We start from the raw sequence: 17,310 nt of genomic DNA on the forward strand, positions 1-17,310 counted from the left end.
GGCGGGGGTGCGGGCGCGGCCGGGCGTGCGTCGCATCGGCGACGCGCCGGCCGGCCGGACTAGGCTGGCCCCCATGACCACCCCCGCGCCTCCCGACGACTGGTTCCTCCCGGATGAGGACGCCGTGCTGCAGCTGCGCCGCGTGCGCGTGCGCCGCGGCGCCACCGACATCCTCGGCCCCCTGGACTGGACGGTCCGCGCGGGGCAACGGTGGATCGTGATGGGCCCGAACGGCGCCGGCAAGTCGACGCTGCTCCAGCTGGCCGCGGCCCGCCTGCACCCGACCGCCGGCGACGTCGGCGTGCTGGACGAGGTGCTCGGCGCCGTCGACGTGTTCGAGCTGCGCCCGCGCATCGGCCTGTCCTCCGCCCAGCTCGCCGCCCAGGTGCCCGCGAACGAGACCGTGCAGGACGCCGTCGTCACCGCCGCCTACGGGATCACCGGCACGTGGCGCGAGCGGTACGAGACGGAGGATCGCGCCCGCGCCCTCGGCCTCGTCGCGACCTGGGGGCTCTCCCGCCTCGCGCACCGCGCGTTCGGCACCCTCTCCGACGGTGAGCGCAAGCGCGTGCTCATCGCCCGCGCCCTGATGACCGACCCCGAGCTGCTCCTGCTGGACGAGCCCGCCGCAGGCCTGGACCTCGCCGGGCGGGAGGACCTCGTGCGCCAGCTGACGGCGCTCGCCACGGACGAGGACGCGCCCGCGCTGATCCTCGTCACGCACCACCTCGAGGAGGTGCCCCCGGGCTTCACCCATGCGCTGCTGCTGCGGGACGGCGGCGTCGTGGCGGCCGGGCCCATCGAGTCGACGCTCACCGAGGAGCACCTCTCCGCGGCATTCGGCACGGACCTGAAGGTGACCCGCACCGGCGGTCGGTACACCGCCGTGGCCCGGTGACGGGGCTGCTGACCGCGCAGCTGCTGGGCATGGACCTGTGGCAGGTCCTGCTCGTGCTGGTCGCGGGGTTCTGGGCCGGCACGATCAACTCCGTGATCGGCTCGGGCACGCTCGTCACCTTCCCCACGCTCGTGGCGGTCGGCTTCCCGCCCGTGACGGCCCAGGTCTCCAACGCGATGGGCCTGGTGGCCTCGGGCTTCTCCGGCACGTACGGCTACCGTCGCGAGCTGGCCCAGTCCCGGGCGCTCCTGCCGAAGCTGACCGTCGCGTCCCTGCTCGGCGCGATCATCGGCGCCGCCCTGCTCACCACGCTGCCCCCGGCCGTGTTCGGCTACGTCGCGCCGGTGCTGCTCGTGGTGGCCCTGACGGTTGTCGTCCTGCAGCCGCGCATCCAGCGGTGGGTCCGGCGTCGGGCGGAGGACCAGGGACCGACCCCCGGCGCGGACTCTCCCGTGCCGGTGGGCCCCGTGACCCCGACACTGTGGACGCTCGTGTTCCTGACCGGCATCTACGGCGGCTACTTCGTGGCCGCCCAGGGCGTCATGCTCATGGCGATCTTCGGCGTGCTGCTGGTGGGCGGCACCCTCGTGCACGCCAACGCGGTGAAGACGTGGCTGTCGCTGGTGGTCAACCTCACCGCCGCCGCGTTCTACCTGGTCTTCGCCTTCGACCGCATCGACTGGCGGGCCGTCCTGTTGATCGCGCTCTCCTCGCTCGTGGGCGGGCTCGTGGGCGCGCGGATCGGCCGGCGCATCTCGCCGACGGCGCTGCGCGTCACCATCGTGATCGTGGGCCTGGCCGGGCTGGTGGTCATGGTGATGCGGCAGGTCTCGGGTGGGTGAGCGCGGGACCCGCGAGGTGCGCCTGGAGCGGATCGATGACCTCGCCGACCCCCGCCTGGCCCCCTACACGACCATGACGGACGCGGCCCTGCGCCGTCGCGTCGACGCGGAGCACGGCGTCTTCCTCGCCGAGTCCTCCCAGGTGGTCCGCCGCGCGCTGGACGCCGGACACACCCCGCGCTCCTTCCTGCTGGGGGACCGCTACCGCGGGTCCTTCGCGGACGTGCTCGCCGCCCATCCGGACGTCCCGGTCTTCACCGGACCCGACGACGTGCTCGAGGCCCTCACCGGCTTCCACCTGCACCGCGGCGCCCTGGCCGCGATGGACCGCCCCGCACCCCGGCCGCTCGCCGACGTCCTCGCGGGCGCCCGGCGCGTGCTCATCGCCGAGGACGTCGTGGACCACACGAACCTGGGTGCCGTGGTGCGCTCCGCCGTCGCCCTCGGCTGGGACGCGCTGCTGCTCACCCCGCAGGCCGCCGACCCGCTGTACCGGCGCGCCATCCGCGTCTCGATGGGCACGGTGTTCCGCCTGCCGTGGGCGCGCCTGCCCGGCCCGGTCGCCGCGTCGCTGCCCGCGCTGCGGGCGGCCGGGTTCGCGGTGGCCGCCCTCGAGGTGACGGACCGCGCCGTGGGCCTGGACTCGCCGGAGATCGAGCCGCTGCGGACCGCCGAGCGCCTGGCCCTCGTCCTCGGCCAGGAGGGGCCGGGGGTCCGGCCCGAGACCCTCGCCCAGACCGACGCCGACGTCGTCATCCCCATGCCCGACGGCGTCGACTCACTGAACGTGGCCGCGGCCGCGGCGGTCGCGCTGTGGGAGCTGCGCGCACGCTGACCGGCCCGGGTGCGGTAGAGTGGGCGGCTGGCCCGCCGTCCGGCGGACCCCCTGACCACACCTCTCGCGCCCCTGGTCCCAATCAGGCGGCTGAAACGAAGGATGCACCATGAAGTCTGAGATCCACCCGGATTACCGCTACGTCATCTTCAACGACCTCGCCTCCGGTGAGAAGATCCTCACCCGCAGCACCGCGAACTCCGAGAAGACCGCGGAGTGGACCGATGGCAACACCTACCCGGTGATCGACGTCGAGATCTCGGCCGCCTCGCACCCGTTCTACACGGGCAAGCAGCGCATCATGGACACCGCCGGCCGCGTCGAGCGCTTCAACGCCCGCTTCAAGGGCTTCGGCGGCAAGAAGTGACCGCGGCGGCCTGAGCCGCGCGCCCACCACGACGACGGGCCCCGCGCCCCCGGAGAGATCCGGGCGGTGCGGGGCCCGTCGCGTCGCCCGTAGGCTGGCGGGCATGACGACTCTCCACGGTGAATACAAGGTGATCGGCGGCAAGCTGGTCGCGGCGGACCTGAGCCTCGCGGACGGCCGGATCGCGACCGCCAGCATCAACGGTGACTTCTTCCTCGAGCCGGACGAGGCGCTCGAGGACCTCAACGCGGCGGTGACCGGGTTGTCCGCGGACGCCGAGCACCGCGTCATCCGGGAGGCCGTCGAGCAGGGCCTGCGACCCGAGGCCGAGCTGTTCGGCGTGGACGCCTTCGCGGTGGCCTCGGCCGTGCGTCGGGCCCTCGGCAAGGCGACCACGTGGGAGGACCACGAGTGGGAGGTCATCGCGCCGGAGCCGATGCCGATCGCGCTCACCGTGGCCCTGGACGAGGTGCTCACCCGGCAGGTGGCCGAGGGACGTCGCAAGCCGACCATGCGCCTGTGGCAGTGGAACGAGCCGGCCGTGGTGATCGGCGCCTTCCAGTCGCTCGCCAACGAGGTGGACCCCGAGGGGGCGCGGCGGCACGGCATCAACGTGGTGCGGCGGATCTCCGGCGGCGGCGCGATGTTCATGGAGGCGGACAACTGCGTCACGTACTCGATGCACGTGCCGTCGTCGCTGGTCGACGGGCTGGAGACGGCGGAGACCTACCCGTTCCTGGACGAGTGGACGATGGACGCGCTCTCCCGACTCGGCGTGCAGGCGTTCTACCAGCCGCTCAACGACATCGCCACGGACCAGGGGAAGATCGGCGGCGCCGCGCAGAAGCGGGTGGGCGCGGCCGGGCTGCTGCACCACGTGACGATGAGCTACGACATCGACGCGGACAAGATGCTCGAGGTGCTGCGCATCGGCCGGGAGAAGCTGCGCGGCAAGGGCGTGGCCTCGGCGAAGAAGCGGGTGGATCCGCTCCGCCGCCAGACCGGCGTCTCCCGCGCCGAGATCTGGGAGACCATGATGACCACCTTCGAGGAGCGCTACGGCGCACGCCGCGTCGAGCTGGACGAGGCCACCCGTGAGGAGGCCGAGCAGCTGGCCCGCACCAAGTTCACGACCCCGGAGTGGACCGCGCGGGTGCCCTGAGCCGCCTGACGGCGTCCCGGCACCGTCCGGCACGCTTCCGTCCGGGGGCGGTTTGCGGTGGTATTCGACGTGAATACCGCCCGAAACCGCCCCCGACGCGTCGAGGTGTGGCGGGGCGGCTCTGTCAGGATCGGACCATGACCCCCGACGACGACGCCCCCGTCCGCCTGATCGCCCGCTCCGACGCCCCGCGGCGCCCACGGTCGACCGTGGACGTCCACTGCGCCCTCGAGCTGGAGCTCGCCTCCGGCCGCCGCGTGCCTCTGCTCACGGACCGCGGCTGGAGCGCGGACGGCACGTGGGACCTCGTCACGGTCCGCGACCTCGACGAGGCCGCCGCCACGGTGACCGGGCCGGACGAGCCGGGCGGCGGCCGCACGCCTGCCCAGGAGGAGACGCGACACTGGGACGCGCTGGCAGCGGTCGCGGCCGAGGCCGGGGTGCCGGTGGGGGCCGCAACGTTGCGCGAGCTGCCGCTGGTGGGGGAGACCTCGCCCGAGCTGGCCGCCCTCGTGGACCGGGCGCACCGCGAGGCCCGCGCCCTGAACCGGCTGCTCGGCGTCCACCCGCTGGCCCTCGGCACGCTCGCGCCGGCCGACGTGCTGGGCGCCGACGCGACCGCCGCGCTGCGGACCGGACTGGCCGCGGGACTCGGCGTCGCGCCGACGGCGTGGGAGGACCCGGGCGTCGTGCTCGCGCCCGCCGCGGACGCCGACCCGGAGCTGCTGCACGTGGTCCTGCTCCACACGACCGCGGTGGTCGCCGGGCCACCCGCACTCGTGGCCCGCCTCGCGGACGCCGACGTCTCCGACCTGCTCGACGACGCCTCCCTCGGCGCGCACCTGCGCGGCCCGGTGGAGGACGTGTCGGCGGCCTGGCTCCACGCGGCCGACCGGCAGGCGCTGTCTCTCGACCCGGACGGCGGGGCCGCGCACGTGGCGCGCCACGCCGAACTGACGGCCGTGCTGGAGACGCGGCCCGTCGTCGTCGAGCGGGTGGGGATGCGCGACCGGGACGCCCAGCGCGCCGCCGACGCCGTGGGCCTGCGCCGGGTGGGCCGGGAACGCGTGCTCCGCGTCGCCGCGCCCTGAGCTGGAATGGTCACGACACGCCGTCTGTCCCGCAGGGACGCGGCGTGTCGTGACCACTCCGGGCTGGACCGGGCCGGCGGCTCAGCCCGCCGGCTGCACCGCCTGCACGCGCAGGGACCGCCGCAGGGCGTCCGTGTGCTCCACGACCAGGCGCCGCAGGGCCCCCGGGGCGTCGGGGTGCTCGTCCAGCCAGCGCTGGGCCGCGGCCAGCGTCGGGTGTGACTCCTGCGCGTCGGCGCCGCCGGCCACCGCGTCCTGGCGGGCCGGGAACAGCCCGCCGATCGCGCGCGAGGCCAGCCCGTTGGATCGTGAGGCCCACACCGAGGTCAGGCGCGGCCAGAAGCCGGACTCGTAGGGGGCGAGGAGCTCGACCCCACCCGCGGCGAAGCCGGCCGCCGTGGCCGAGAGCAGGTCGTTGGACAGCTCCGTGCCAGTGGCCGTGCGACCGGACATGACCGCCTCCCACGCCGCGGCCTTGACCTCGGCATCGGGGCGGGCGGCCGTGGCGAGGCGATGCCACGTGACCGTCTGGGCGGTGCGGCCGGCCTCGAGCTCCGCGTCCAGGCGGTCCTGGTCGGCCCGGCCGGTCGCGGCGAGGGCCTGGAGCACGAGCCAGCGCAGCTCCGCGTCGATCGCCAGGCCCGGCGCCGACGTCGCCGCGTCCTCGCCGAGCAGGGCGGCCTCGAGGGCCGCGGCCATCCCGACGTCGGCGCGCGCCAGCGTCGCCCACGTGCGGGCCGCGGTGCGCTGGCGGTCGGAGCCGGCCTCGAGCGTGCGGGTCTGCTCGGCCAGGACCTCGCCCAGCCGGGCCCGCAGCGCGTCCCGGTCCTCGGCGCGGGCGTACTGGCCCACGGCCGCGGCGGCCTGCGTCAGCACCTGCGCGTGCACGCCCACGGTCGCGATCCGCGCGGACAGCGTCGCCACCGCGTCCAGGAACCGGGCGACCGGCAGCTCGCCGTCGCGGGTCATCGACCACAGGGCGGCCCACACGGTGGCCTCCGCGAGCGGGTCCGCGATGGGGTGCGTCAGGGCCGCGCGCAGCGAGCCCGCGTCGAGCGCGACGGCGGCGTAGGTGAGGTCCTCGTCGTTGGGCAGCACGAGGCGGACGCCCCCGGGGACCTCGAGGTCCGGCAGGGGCACGGCCGCGCCCTCCGCCCCGCCCGGCACGTCGGCGGTGACCTGGGCGGTGCGGCGCAGGACGCCGTCCTGCCCGGGCGTGAAGAGGCCGACCTTCAGCACGTGCGGGCGGAGGATCGGCCCGCCCGTGACCGGGTCCGTGCCCTCCTGGCGCAGCACCGGGGCGTCGCCGTCGACGTCGACCCGCAGCCGGGGCACGCCGGAGGTGTGCAGCCACGCGTCCGCCCACGCGCGCATGTCCCGCCCCGAGGCGGCCTCGAGCGCGGCCATGAAGTCGGCGAGGGAGGCGTTGCCCCACGCGTGGGCGGCGAAGTAGCGGTGCGCGGCGTCGAGGAACGCGTCCCGGCCCACGTAGGCGGCCAGCTGCTTGAGCACGGAGGCGCCCTTGGCGTAGGTGATGCCGTCGAAGTTCTGACGGGCGGCCTCGAGGTCGACGATGTCCGCGACGATGGGGTGCGTCGTCGGCATCTGGTCCTGCACGTACGCCCAGGCCTTGCGGCGGGACGCGAAGGTCACCCACGCGGTCCGGAAGTCGGTGGCCTCGTCCACGCCGAGGGCGCCCATGTAGTCCGCGAACGACTCCTTGAGCCACAGGTCGTCCCACCAGTGCATCGTCACGAGGTCGCCGAACCACATGTGCGCCATCTCGTGCAGGATCACGTTGGCCCGGCCCTCGTACTGGACCGCGGTGGCCCGCGAGGTGAACACGAAGTCCTCGGTGAAGGTCACGAGGCCCGGGTTCTCCATGGCGCCGAGGTTGTACTCGGGCACGAACGCCTGGTCGTACTTGCCCCACGGGTACGCGACGCCGAAGAGGTCGTGGAAGAACGTCAGCCCCCGCTTCGTCACGTCGAACACGGCCTCGGGGTCGAACGCGTCGGCCATCGTGCGCCGGGTGAACAGCCGCAGCGGCACGGCCTGCGCACCGCTGGCCGGGTGACCGTCCCAGGCGTCCTCCCACTGCGCATAGGGGCCGGCGAGCAGCGTCGTGATGTAGGTGGACTGGGGGAGCGTCGGGGCGAACTCCGCCCGGACGACGCCGTCCCCGGCCCGCGTCCGGGACACCTCGGGCCGGTTCGAGGCCAGCACCCAGTCCTCGGGTCCGGTGAGGGAGAAGGTGAAGGCGGCCTTGAGGTCCGGCTGCTCGAAGTCCGGGAACACGCGGCGCGCGTCGGCGGGCTCGTACTGGGTGTAGAGGTAGACCTCGCCGTCGGCGGGGTCCGTGAAGCGGTGCAGGCCCTCGCCCGACCGGGAGTACACGGACCGGCCGACCAGCTCGACCACGTTCTGCGCCGCCAGATCGGGCAGCAGCACCCGGGCCCCGCCCACGACCTCGGCCACGTCCAGCGCCGTGCCGTTGAGGGTCACCGACTCCACGCCCCCGTGGATCCAGTCCAGGTGGGTCTGCGCGCCCGGCTCGGCGCACGCGAAGCGGATCACGGTGCGGACCGGATAGGTGTCGGTCGCGGCGTCCCGGGCGTCGGAGAGGTCCACGTCCAAGGCGTAGTCCTGCACCGTGAGCAGGCGGGAGCGTTCCGCGGCCTCAGCGCGGGTGACGTTGGTGGCGTCGAGGTCGGGGGTGGTGTCGGTCAAGGCGAGCCTCCGGTCGGGGATCCAGCGGGGACGGCGACGCGCGGACACACCGGGGCGTGCCCGCGCGTCGGCGGTGGTCCGGGACCGGCGGCCCGGGGCCGCGTCAGTGCGGCTTCGGGACGGGCTGGCCCTTGGAGAGCACCGTCAGGCCGGATTCTGTCACGGTGTAGCCGTTCGCCTCGTCCTCCGCCCGGTCGAAGCCGATGCGCGCGCCCGGGGGCACGACCACGTTCTTGTCCAGGATCGCGTTGCGCACGTGGGCCCCCTCGCCGATCACGACGGAGTCCAGCAGCACCGACTGCTCCACCCACGCCTCGTTGTGCACGCGCACGTCCGTGGAGAGCACGGACTGGGCCACGGTGCCGCCGGAGATGACCACGCCCTGGGAGAGGATCGAGTCGTTCGCCGAGCCGGGGCGGCGGGTGGACGAGCGCACGAGCTTGGCGGGCGGGGAGACGGACTGGCGGGTGTAGAGCGGCCACTCGCGGTTGTAGAGGTTGAACTCCGGCCACGGCTGCACCAGGTCCATGTGCGCGTCGTAGTAGGAGTCCAGGGTGCCGACGTCCCGCCAGTAGTGCTTGCCGGCCGTGCCGCCGGGCACCTCGTTGGAGGTGAAGTCGTACACCCCGGCCTCGCCGCGCTCCACGAACAGCGGGATGATGTCCCCGCCCATGTCGTTGTTCGACTCGGGGTTCTCCTCGTCCTGGTTCAGCGCCGCCACGAGGGCGTCCGTGTCGAACACGTAGTTGCCCATCGAGGCCAGGAACTGCGTGGGGTCGTCCGGCAGGCCGGGGGTCGTCTTCGGCTTCTCCACGAACGCCGAGATCCGCGTCCTGTCCTGCGGGTCCGTCTCGATCACCCCGAACGAGGAGGCCAGCTCGAGGGGCTGGCGCACCGCGGCCACGGTCGCCTTGGCGCCCGAGGCGATGTGCTGGTCCACCATCTGCTGGAAGTCCATGTGGTAGACGTGGTCCGCGCCGATGACGACGACGATGTCCGGCCGTGCGTCGTGGATCAGGTTCATGGACTGGTAGATGGCGTTCGCGCTGCCCGTGAACCAGTCCTTGCCCCGGCGCTGCTGCGCCGGCACGGAGGCCACGTAGTTGTTCAGCAGCGTGGACATCCGCCACGTCTCGGAGATGTGGCGGTCCAGCGAGTGCGACTTGTACTGCGTCAGCACGACGATCTCGCGGTACCGGCTGTTGACCAGGTTGGACAGCGCGAAGTCGATGAGGCGGTACGTGCCGCCGAACGGGACGGCCGGCTTGGCACGGTCGGCCGTCAGCGGCATCAGACGCTTGCCCTCACCGCCCGCCAGCACGACCGAGAGGACCTTCTTCTGCACCATCTGCGTCACTCCTCATGAGCCGGGTCGTCGCGACCCGCACGCGTGCTCTGGGCGTGCGGGGCATCCGTGCCGCCAGACTATCGACCCCCGCCGGGCTGAACTAGGTTGGGGGCGTGCGCATCGACATCGTGAGCAAAGAGTTCCCCCCGTCCATCTACGGCGGTGCCGGCGTCCACGTCGCCGAGCTGACCCGCGTCCTCGCCTCCCGCGTCGACGTCCGCGTCCATGCCTTCGGCGAGCCGCGCGACCCGGACTACCACGGGGCCCGCGTCCTGACGTACCCGAACCCGCCCGGGTTCGACGCCGCCAACGGGGCCGTGCAGACCCTGGCCACCGACCTCACGATCCTCGGGGACCTCGAGGGCGCCGACGTCATCCACTCCCACACCTGGTACGCCAACCTGGCCGGCCACCTCGGCAAGCTCCTGCACGAGGCCCCCCACGTCCTCTCCGCGCACTCCCTCGAGCCGCTGCGCCCCTGGAAGGCGGAGCAGCTCGGCGGCGGCTACGCCCTGTCCAGCTGGGCCGAGCGCACGGCCTACCTCGGGGCGGACGCGGTCATCGCGGTCTCGGACGGCATGCGTCGGGACATCCTGGCCTGCTACCCGGACGTGGACCCGGCAAAGGTGCACACGGTCCACAACGGCATCGACACACAGGTCTGGACCCCGCAGACCGGCACCGCCGCACTGGAGAAGTACGGAATCGACCCGGACAAGCCCTCCGTCGCGTTCGTCGGCCGCATCACGCGCCAGAAGGGCGTGCCCCACCTGCTCCGTGCGGCCCTGCGGCTGCCGGAGGACGTCCAGCTCGTGCTGTGCGTGGGCGCCCCGGACACCGCGGAGCTGGCGCACGAGGTGAACGGGTTGATCGCCGAGCTGCGGCGCACCCGCCAGGGCGTCGTCGTGATCGAGGGGATGATCCCGCGCCACGAGGTGATGGAGATCCTCACGGCCGCCACCGTGTTCGCCTGCCCCTCGGTCTACGAGCCGCTGGGCATCGTCAACCTCGAGGCGATGGCGTGCGGCACCGCCGTCGTCGCCTCCGCCGTGGGCGGCATCCCGGAGGTCGTGCAGGACGGCGAGACCGGCCTGCTCGTCCCCTTCGAGCAGGTCGACGACGGCACGGGGGCGCCCGTGGACGAGGAGGGGTTCGCCGCCGACTTCGCGGCCGCGCTCACCCGCGTCGTGGAGGACCCGGAGCGCGCCCGCGCGATGGGTGAGGCCGGCCGGGCCCGCGCGATCGAGCACTTCTCGTGGGAGACCATCGCGGAGCGCACGATCGAGGTCTACGAGGCCGTGCTGCGCTGAGCCCGCCCGGCCGACCACGCAGACGGGCCCCCGCCACCGCGAGGTGACGGGGGCCCGGTGCGTCCGGGGACGGACGCGGTCAGCCGCGGCGACCCCGCGCCGCCTTCTCGCGGGCGCGCACGGCCTTCTCGTCCTCCGGCTCCTCGCCGGCGGCCCGGCGGGCCGTGAACCAGGCGTGGGCCTCCTCCTGGCGCTGGGTCTCGGCGTCCGTGGCCACCGCCATGCGCAGGTGCTCGGGCTCGAGGCCGAACGCCTCGACGAGCTCGAGGGCGAAGGGGCGCAGCCGCTCGGCCAGCCGGTTGACGTAGCCGCGCAGGGCCCGGGCGCGCTGGCTCGAGACGCGGCCGTGGGCCACGAACCAGCCGAGGTCGTCCTCGATGAGGCGCAGCGCGAAGAGGTCGCGCAACCACGTCAGGACGGTCTTCGTGGTCTCATCCGTGATGCCCTCCAGGGCGCGGGTGAAGGCCTCCCACTGCAGCAGCTCGCCGTGGTTGCGGGCGGCCTCGATGAGCTCGTGCTGGCGCGTGTTGAACGCCTCCGCCTGCGCCGCCTGGCCCTTGCCCCGGGCCCCCGAGAGGGTGCCGGCGACGTCGGCGGTCTTGGCGCGGACGCGCTCGGTGAGCAGCTCATGCTGCACGGCGGGGTCCTTGAACCAGTTCGCCGAGCGGCGCTCGGACCCGCCGTCGGCCACGGACTGGACGGCCTTGTGCAGGCCCGCACGGTGGAGGGCGTCCGAGGCCTGATGGACCACGTAGCGGGAGACGGCGCCCACATTGAGACGTCCGAACTCCTTCGAGTAGTCGGTCAGCAGACGCTTGCCCACGAGCTGCAGGAGCACCGTGTTGTCGCCCTCGAACGTGACGTACACGTCCAGGTCGGCGCGCATCTGGGCCACCCGGTTCTCGGCGAGGAACCCGGCGCCGCCGCACGCCTCGCGGGCCTCCTGCAGGGTGTCCAGGGCGTGCCACGTGGTCAGCGGCTTCACGGCCGCGGCGAGCGTCTCGAGCTCCTGCCGGTCCACGTCCGTGTCGGAGCGGCCCGAGAAGACGTCGTCGAACTTCTCGACGAGCTCGTTGGAGGCGAAGGCGTCCGCGTAGGCGCGGGCCAGGCGGTCGATGAGGCGGCGCTGGTGGTTCTGGTAGTCCAGCAGCACCTCCTCCCGCTGCGGGTCGGAGGCCTTGAACTGGCGGCGCTGCTCCGCGTAGGCCAGCGCACCGTGCAGGCCGAGGAAGGAGGCCGTGGTGGCGGCGAGGGACAGGGAGACGCGGCCCTGGACGAGCGTGCCGAGCATCGTGAAGAAGCGACGCCCGGGGGAGGCGATGGGCGAGGAGTAGGTGCCGTCCTCGGCCACGTCGCCGTAGCGGTTGAGGAGGTTGGTGCGCGGGATGCGGACCTGAGTGAAGTGCAGACGGCCGTTGTCGATGCCGTTCAGTCCGCCCTTGAGGCCGTCGTCCTCGCCGCCCACGCCGGGCAGGAAGGCGCCCTCCTCGTCCCGGATGGGGACGTAGAAGCAGTGCACGCCGTGGTTGACGCCCCGGGTGATCAGCTGCGCGAAGACCGTGGCCGCCCTGCCGTGCAGCGCGGCGTTGCCGAGGTAGTCCTTCCAGGCGCCCTTGAACGGGGTGTGGATGACGAACTCCTGGGTCGCCTCGTCGTACGTGGCGGTCGTCGCGATCGAGGCGACGTCCGAGCCGTGCCCGATCTCGGTCATGGCGAAGGCGCCCGGGACGCTCAGGTCCATCGCGCCCGGCAGCCACCGGCGGTGGTGCTCCGCGGTGCCCAGGTGCAGGATCGCCGAGCTGAACAGGCCCCACTGCACACCGGCCTTGATCTGCAGGGAGGGGTCGGCGAGCACGAGGTCACCGAAGGCGGCGAGGTTGCCGCCGTGGTTGTCCTCGCCGCCGAACTCGCGCGGGAAGGCGCGGTGGACCGCGTTGCGCTCCACGAGGACGCCCAGCTGCCGCAGGACGCGGGCGCGGTGCTCGTCCATGCCGAGCAGCGGGTCGCGCCACAGGGCGGGATCCTTGACCAGTTCGCGGGATTCGCGGCGCTCCGCGGCCCAGCGGCCGAGGAGGGCCTCCTCGAGGGCCGCGGCGTCGAGGGAGCCGGGCGTCGGCCGCTCGGGCGCGATCTCGGCGACGTCGGAGGGAACCTCGGTGCTGGGCGTCGAGGACTGGGGGGCGAGCTTCTCGTGGACGGTCATGACGATGCTCCTGTTCGTGAGTGGGGGCGGGCGCGGACGGCGTCCGCCGCCGCGGGTTCGAGGGCGGCGCCGGGCGCGGCGCCGATGAGGCCGGTGAGCAGCCAGTCGGCGATGGCGCGGGCCATCGCCTCGACCGGGATGCGACCGGCGGCCGGGGTCCGCAGCCAGGTCTCGGCGGCGGCCCGGACGAGGCCGACGGCGGCGCGCGGCCACAGGGCGAGCGGGTCCGCCGGCGCCGGGGCGTGGCCCCGCGCGGCCATCCCGCGCGCCAGGCCCGACTCGAGCATGGCGTAGACGCGCTCGAGGAACGGGCCCAGCACAGGGGCCTCGGCCGCGGCGGGGGACGGGGCGACGGCGAACGCGTACACCTCGGGCGACGTCGCCGCGACCGTGAGGTACACCTCGACCATGCGACGCAGCGCCTCGGGTTCGGAGACCGGTTCGTCCGCGACCTCGAGCAGGCGGCGCTCCATGTGGGCGGTGACCCGCTCGGACACCGCCAGGCGCAGGCCCTCGCGGTCGCCGAAATAGCGGTAGTAGACGGTCTTGGAGGTGCCCGCGTGGGACGCGATCTCCTCCATCGAGGCGTGTGCGCCCAGGGCGTGCACGGCCGACCGGGCGGCCCGGACCAGTTCCAGACGGCGCTCGGCGCGGTGCCGGTCCCAGCGGACGCTGCGACCGTCCCGGGCGGTGGACGTGACGGGATTCACGAAACCGAGCGTATCAGGTACTGTGGATCACAGTCACCCACCCCGCCGACGTCCGTATCGTCCGTATCGTCCGGGGTGACAACGCCCCCGCCGCGTCGGCGGTGGGCCCGCCGTCGAGAGGACCGTCATGACCCACCACGAGACCCCCGCGTCCGAGACCGCCTCCCGCCCCGCCGTCGCCGGTGGAGCGCTGCGCCCCGCCGTCATCCTGGGCGGCAACCGCATCCCCTTCGCCCGTGCCAACACCGCCTATGCCGAGGTCGGGAACCAGGAGATGCTCACGGCCACGCTCGACGGCCTCGTCGCGCGGTTCGGGCTCCAGGGCGAGCGCCTCGGTCAGGTCACCGCCGGCGCCGTCCTCAAGCACCCGCGCAACTTCAACCTCACCCGCGAGGCCGTCCTGGGCTCCGCGCTCTCCGCCGCGACCCCGGCCGCCGACGTCCAGGTGGCCTGCGCTACCGGCATGGAGGCCCTGGGCACCCTGGCCAACAAGATCCGGCTCGGTCAGCTCGACTCCGCCATCGGCGGCGGCGTGGACTCGATCTCGGACGCACCCGTCTCGCTCTCCGACGGTGCGCGCCGCGTGCTGCTGCAGCTGAACACCGCCAAGACCATGAAGGACCGCCTGCGCGCCCTCGCCCAGCTGCGCCCCGGGCAGCTCGTGCCCGAGCCGGCCGGTGCGGGCGAGCCGCGCACCGGCATGTCCATGGGCGAGCACCAGGCCCTGACCACCCACAAGTGGGGCATCACCCGTCAGGCCCAGGACGAGCTCGCCGCGGCCTCCCACCGGAACCTCGGCGCCGCGTACGCCGCCGGGTACATGGACGATCTGGTGACCCCGTTCCACGGCCTGGCCCGCGACAACAACCTCCGCCCCGACTCCACGCCGGAGAAGCTGGCCGGCCTGAAGCCCGCGTTCGGTCGCCAGCTGGGGGACGAGGCGACCATGACGGCCGCCAACTCCACCCCGCTCACCGACGGCGCCTCCGCGGTGCTGCTCTCCTCCGAGGAGTGGGCCGCCGAGCGCGGGCTTCCCGTGCTCGCCGAGTTCGTGGACATGGAGAACGCCGCCGTGGACTTCGTCGACGGGCACGAGGGCCTGCTCATGGCCCCGGCCTACGCCGTCCCGCGCCTGCTGGCCCGGCACGGGCTCACCCTCGACGACCTCGACTTCGTGGAGATCCACGAGGCGTTCGCCGGCACCGTCCTGTCCACCCTCGCCGCCTGGGAGGACGAGGAGTACTGCCGCGAGCGCCTCGGGCTGCCGGGTGCGCTGGGCTCGGTGGACCGCGCCCGGCTCAACGTGCACGGCTCCTCGTTGGCGGCGGGTCACCCCTTCGCCGCGACCGGCGGCCGCATCGTCGCCCTGCTGGCCAAGATGCTGCACGAGAAGGGGGAGGGCTCCCTCGGCCTCATCTCCGTCTGTGCCGCCGGCGGCCAGGGCATCGTCGCCCTGCTCCGCGGCCGCTGAGCCCCGACCGACCCGACCCGAGAGGACCGACCATGACCGACCGTTACGGCACCTTCGTCGCCTCGCCCCTGGGCCGCCGCCTCACCGGCGCCCTGGGCCTGCCTCAGCCCGTCGAGCTGCGCCGGCACACCCCCGGCGACCCCGTGCTGCCCGGCTCCGTTCTCGTCCTGGGCGCGACCCCCGCAGCCGCGGACGCCCGCACCCTCTTGGCCTCGTGGGGCCTCGAGGTCGCCGACGCCCCCCGGGAGGGCGCCCGCCACGCGGCGATCGTCGCGTGCTTCGACGGGGTCGCCACGCCCGCGGACCTCGGCGCGGTGGCGCTGGAGATCGGCGGCGCGCTGCGCTCGCTGGGCTCCTCCTCGCGCGTGGTGACCGTGTTCGAGGACCCCGAGGCCGCCACGGACCCGACCCTGCGCGCCGCCCGCCAGGGCGTGACGGGCCTGACCCGCTCCATCGCGCACGAGATGCGTCGCGGCGGCACGGCCAACGGCCTGGTCCTGGGCGAGGGTGTGCCGCTCACCGCCCCCGGTGCGGCCGGCGCGCTGGCGTTCCTGCTCTCCGGCCGTGCGGCGTACGTCTCCGGCCAGTTCGTGCCCGTCGCCACCGCCGACGGCGCGGTCCCCGCCGACGCGGCGCGCCCGCTGGCCGGCAAGGTGGCCGTGGTCACGGGTGCCGCCCGCGGCATCGGCGCCGCTATCGTTCGGACGCTCGCCCGCGACGGGGCCGTCGTCGTCGGTGTGGACGTCCCGGCGGCGGGCGAGGCGCTGGCCGAGGTTGTGAACGAGGTGGGCGGCACCGCGCTGGCCCTGGACATCACGGCGCCGGACGCCGGCGCGCGCATCCTCGAGCACTGCCGCACCCGGCACGGCCGGATGGACGCGGTGGTGCACAACGCCGGGATCACCCGGGACCGGATGCTGGCCAACATGGACGCCGCACGCTGGGACTCCGTCCTCGCCGTGAACACCACGGCCCAGCTGGCCATGAACGAGGCGTTCCTCGCCGAGGACGCCCGGGACGTGGCGGGTCAGGGGCTGCGCATCGTGGGCCTGGCCTCCATCTCCGGCATCGCGGGCAACCGCGGCCAGACGAACTACGCGGCCTCGAAGGCCGGGGTCATCGGCCTGACCGCGGCGTCCGCCCCGGTCCTCGCGGCCCGCGGGGGCACGATCAACGCGGTGGCCCCGGGCTTCATCGAGACCGAGATGACCGCGAAGATCCCGCTCGCCACGCGCGAGGTGGGCCGGAGGCTCAACTCGCTCCAGCAGGGCGGCCTGCCGCAGGACGTGGCCGAGACGGTGGCCTGGCTCGCCTCGGACGCCGCAGGCGGCACCAACGGGGCCACGCTGCGGGTCTGCGGCCAGTCGAAGCTGGGGGCGTGAGGATGCAGACCACGCAGCTGTCCGCCCCGCCCTCCCTCGCCCGCCTCTACGTCCGGGCCGCCGGGCAGGCCGCCACGGACGCCGTCGTCCGCCGCCGGCGTCCCCGCGAGCTGCCGGACCGTCAGGTGGTCGTGACCGGCCACCGCATCCCGGCCGAGGCCGTGACCGCGTGGCGCGGGGCCGTCGGGTCCGCGGATCCGGCGGACCTGCCCTCGGTCCTGGTGCACACCCAGGTGTTCGGTGCCGCCATGGAGCTGATGGCCGACCCCGAGTTCCCGCTGCCCCTGCCCGGGCTGGTGCACCTGAGCAACACCGTCCTGCACCACCGGCCCGTCCCGGCTGAGACCGCCCTGCGCGTCACCGCGCGTGCGGTGGGTCTCGTCCCGCACCACGCGGGCACCGCGGTGGACGTCGTCGTGACCGTGGAGGGGCCCGGCGACGACGGCGGGGAGGCACTGCTGTGGGAGGGCGTCTCCCGGTACCTCGCCAAGGGCGTCCACCTCTCCGGCCTGCGTCCCGAGCGGCCCGCCCGCCCGGACTTCGTGCCCCCGACGCCGACCGCCCAGTGGCGCTTCGGCACGGGGGCCGGGCGCCGGTACGCGGGCGTCTCCGGGGACTGGAACCCGATCCACCTGACCGGCGTCTCGGCCCGCCTGTTCGGCATGAAGGGCGCGATCGCCCACGGGATGTTCCTGGCCGCCCGGATGCTCGAGGGCCGGGAGCCGGCCGGCGCCGGGTTCCGCTGGCACATCGACTTCGAGGCGCCCGTCGTGCTGCCGACCACCGTGGCCGTCCGCTACGAGCCCGGGCCCGACGGCGGCACGCGCGTGTGCGGCTGGGATGCGCGGCGCCGGCGCCCGCACTTCTCCGGGGAGATCACTCCGCTCGGGTCCTGACGGCCACCGGGCCCGCGCACCGGCCCGCCGAGACTCGCTGTCTCGGCGGGCCGGTGCGTTCGGGC

Annotated in this window: 14 protein-coding genes; 10 read left to right on the forward strand and 4 right to left on the reverse strand. The window is 74.2% G+C overall.

Annotated features, from left to right (window positions below; all coding sequences use genetic code 11):
- Positions 1-73 precede the first annotated feature (73 nt).
- From ACUJ8O_RS02005 to ACUJ8O_RS02030, 6 genes are all read left to right on the forward strand, one after another.
- Positions 74-898 (forward strand): ABC transporter ATP-binding protein, encoded by an 825-nt coding sequence (locus ACUJ8O_RS02005; protein WP_052001030.1) that lies wholly within the window; start codon positions 74-76, stop codon positions 896-898.
- A complete protein-coding gene (locus tag ACUJ8O_RS02010; RefSeq protein ID WP_070709054.1) occupies positions 895-1,740 on the forward strand; it encodes a sulfite exporter TauE/SafE family protein in 846 nt (281 codons plus the stop codon). The genes ACUJ8O_RS02005 and ACUJ8O_RS02010 overlap by 4 nt, the downstream gene beginning before the upstream one ends.
- Entirely contained in the window at positions 1,733-2,575 is an 843-nt protein-coding gene (locus ACUJ8O_RS02015; RefSeq protein ID WP_445373103.1) for a TrmH family RNA methyltransferase, read from the forward strand. The genes ACUJ8O_RS02010 and ACUJ8O_RS02015 overlap by 8 nt, the downstream gene beginning before the upstream one ends.
- A gap of 109 nt (positions 2,576-2,684) precedes the next feature.
- Positions 2,685-2,942, forward strand: coding sequence for a type B 50S ribosomal protein L31 (locus ACUJ8O_RS02020; RefSeq protein WP_036336843.1), 258 nt, complete (start codon positions 2,685-2,687; stop codon positions 2,940-2,942).
- A 103-nt stretch (positions 2,943-3,045) separates the two neighbouring features.
- Entirely contained in the window at positions 3,046-4,104 is a 1,059-nt protein-coding gene (locus ACUJ8O_RS02025) for a lipoate--protein ligase family protein (protein WP_445373104.1), read from the forward strand.
- A gap of 137 nt (positions 4,105-4,241) precedes the next feature.
- Positions 4,242-5,195, forward strand: a complete 954-nt coding sequence (locus tag ACUJ8O_RS02030) for a hypothetical protein (RefSeq protein WP_036336847.1) — start codon at positions 4,242-4,244, stop codon at positions 5,193-5,195.
- A gap of 81 nt (positions 5,196-5,276) precedes the next feature.
- On the opposite strand, the gene pepN is transcribed toward ACUJ8O_RS02030, so the two are convergent.
- Both pepN and glgC read right to left on the reverse strand, forming a co-directional pair.
- Positions 5,277-7,925, reverse strand: coding sequence for an aminopeptidase N (pepN, locus tag ACUJ8O_RS02035; RefSeq protein WP_445373105.1), 2,649 nt, complete (start codon positions 7,923-7,925; stop codon positions 5,277-5,279).
- Between the two features lie 103 nt (positions 7,926-8,028).
- Entirely contained in the window at positions 8,029-9,273 is a 1,245-nt protein-coding gene (gene glgC, locus ACUJ8O_RS02040) for a glucose-1-phosphate adenylyltransferase (RefSeq protein WP_061867262.1), read from the reverse strand.
- A 113-nt stretch (positions 9,274-9,386) separates the two neighbouring features.
- On the opposite strand from glgC, the gene glgA reads away from it, so the two are divergent.
- Positions 9,387-10,583 (forward strand): glycogen synthase, encoded by a 1,197-nt coding sequence (gene glgA, locus ACUJ8O_RS02045; protein WP_002855046.1) that lies wholly within the window; start codon positions 9,387-9,389, stop codon positions 10,581-10,583.
- 79 nt (positions 10,584-10,662) lie between these two features.
- Here the strand turns inward: glgA and ACUJ8O_RS02050 are convergent, their stop codons facing one another.
- Together ACUJ8O_RS02050 and ACUJ8O_RS02055 are read right to left on the reverse strand one after the other, a co-directional pair.
- On the reverse strand, positions 10,663-12,786 hold the full coding sequence (locus tag ACUJ8O_RS02050) for an acyl-CoA dehydrogenase family protein (RefSeq protein WP_445373106.1): 2,124 nt from the start codon (positions 12,784-12,786) through the stop codon (positions 10,663-10,665).
- Positions 12,783-13,496, reverse strand: coding sequence for a TetR/AcrR family transcriptional regulator (locus tag ACUJ8O_RS02055; protein WP_036315211.1), 714 nt, complete (start codon positions 13,494-13,496; stop codon positions 12,783-12,785). The genes ACUJ8O_RS02050 and ACUJ8O_RS02055 overlap by 4 nt, the downstream gene beginning before the upstream one ends.
- Before the next feature lie 127 nt (positions 13,497-13,623).
- Between ACUJ8O_RS02055 and ACUJ8O_RS02060 the strand changes: the two genes are divergently transcribed.
- From ACUJ8O_RS02060 to ACUJ8O_RS02070, 3 genes are read left to right on the forward strand one after another with little or no spacing between them, the layout of a single operon-like run.
- Positions 13,624-14,967, forward strand: coding sequence for an acetyl-CoA C-acetyltransferase (locus ACUJ8O_RS02060; protein ID WP_036315208.1), 1,344 nt, complete (start codon positions 13,624-13,626; stop codon positions 14,965-14,967).
- Between the two features lie 32 nt (positions 14,968-14,999).
- Positions 15,000-16,349, forward strand: a complete 1,350-nt coding sequence (locus tag ACUJ8O_RS02065) for a 3-oxoacyl-ACP reductase (RefSeq protein WP_144819784.1) — start codon at positions 15,000-15,002, stop codon at positions 16,347-16,349.
- A 2-nt stretch (positions 16,350-16,351) separates the two neighbouring features.
- Positions 16,352-17,245: a MaoC/PaaZ C-terminal domain-containing protein gene (locus ACUJ8O_RS02070; protein ID WP_144819790.1), complete on the forward strand. Its 894-nt coding sequence runs from the start codon at positions 16,352-16,354 to the stop codon at positions 17,243-17,245.
- Positions 17,246-17,310: the final 65 nt, after the last annotated feature.

The organism is Micrococcus sp. EWR3.9.1 (assembly GCF_052615555.1).

What these genes read in the sequence shown, in the direction of transcription:
- ACUJ8O_RS02070 (WP_144819790.1), top strand. Translation starts at nt 16,352, where the DNA reads ATGCAGACCACGCAGCTGTCCGCCCCGCCCTCCCTCGCCCGCCTCTAC.
- ACUJ8O_RS02020 (WP_036336843.1), top strand. Translation starts at nt 2,685, where the DNA reads ATGAAGTCTGAGATCCACCCGGATTACCGCTACGTCATCTTCAACGAC.
- ACUJ8O_RS02025 (WP_445373104.1), top strand. Translation starts at nt 3,046, where the DNA reads ATGACGACTCTCCACGGTGAATACAAGGTGATCGGCGGCAAGCTGGTC.
- glgC (WP_061867262.1), bottom strand. Translation starts at nt 9,273, where the DNA reads ATGGTGCAGAAGAAGGTCCTCTCGGTCGTGCTGGCGGGCGGTGAGGGC.
- ACUJ8O_RS02030 (WP_036336847.1), top strand. Translation starts at nt 4,242, where the DNA reads ATGACCCCCGACGACGACGCCCCCGTCCGCCTGATCGCCCGCTCCGAC.
- ACUJ8O_RS02050 (WP_445373106.1), bottom strand. Translation starts at nt 12,786, where the DNA reads ATGACCGTCCACGAGAAGCTCGCCCCCCAGTCCTCGACGCCCAGCACC.
- ACUJ8O_RS02005 (WP_052001030.1), top strand. Translation starts at nt 74, where the DNA reads ATGACCACCCCCGCGCCTCCCGACGACTGGTTCCTCCCGGATGAGGAC.
- ACUJ8O_RS02065 (WP_144819784.1), top strand. Translation starts at nt 15,000, where the DNA reads ATGACCGACCGTTACGGCACCTTCGTCGCCTCGCCCCTGGGCCGCCGC.
- ACUJ8O_RS02060 (WP_036315208.1), top strand. Translation starts at nt 13,624, where the DNA reads ATGACCCACCACGAGACCCCCGCGTCCGAGACCGCCTCCCGCCCCGCC.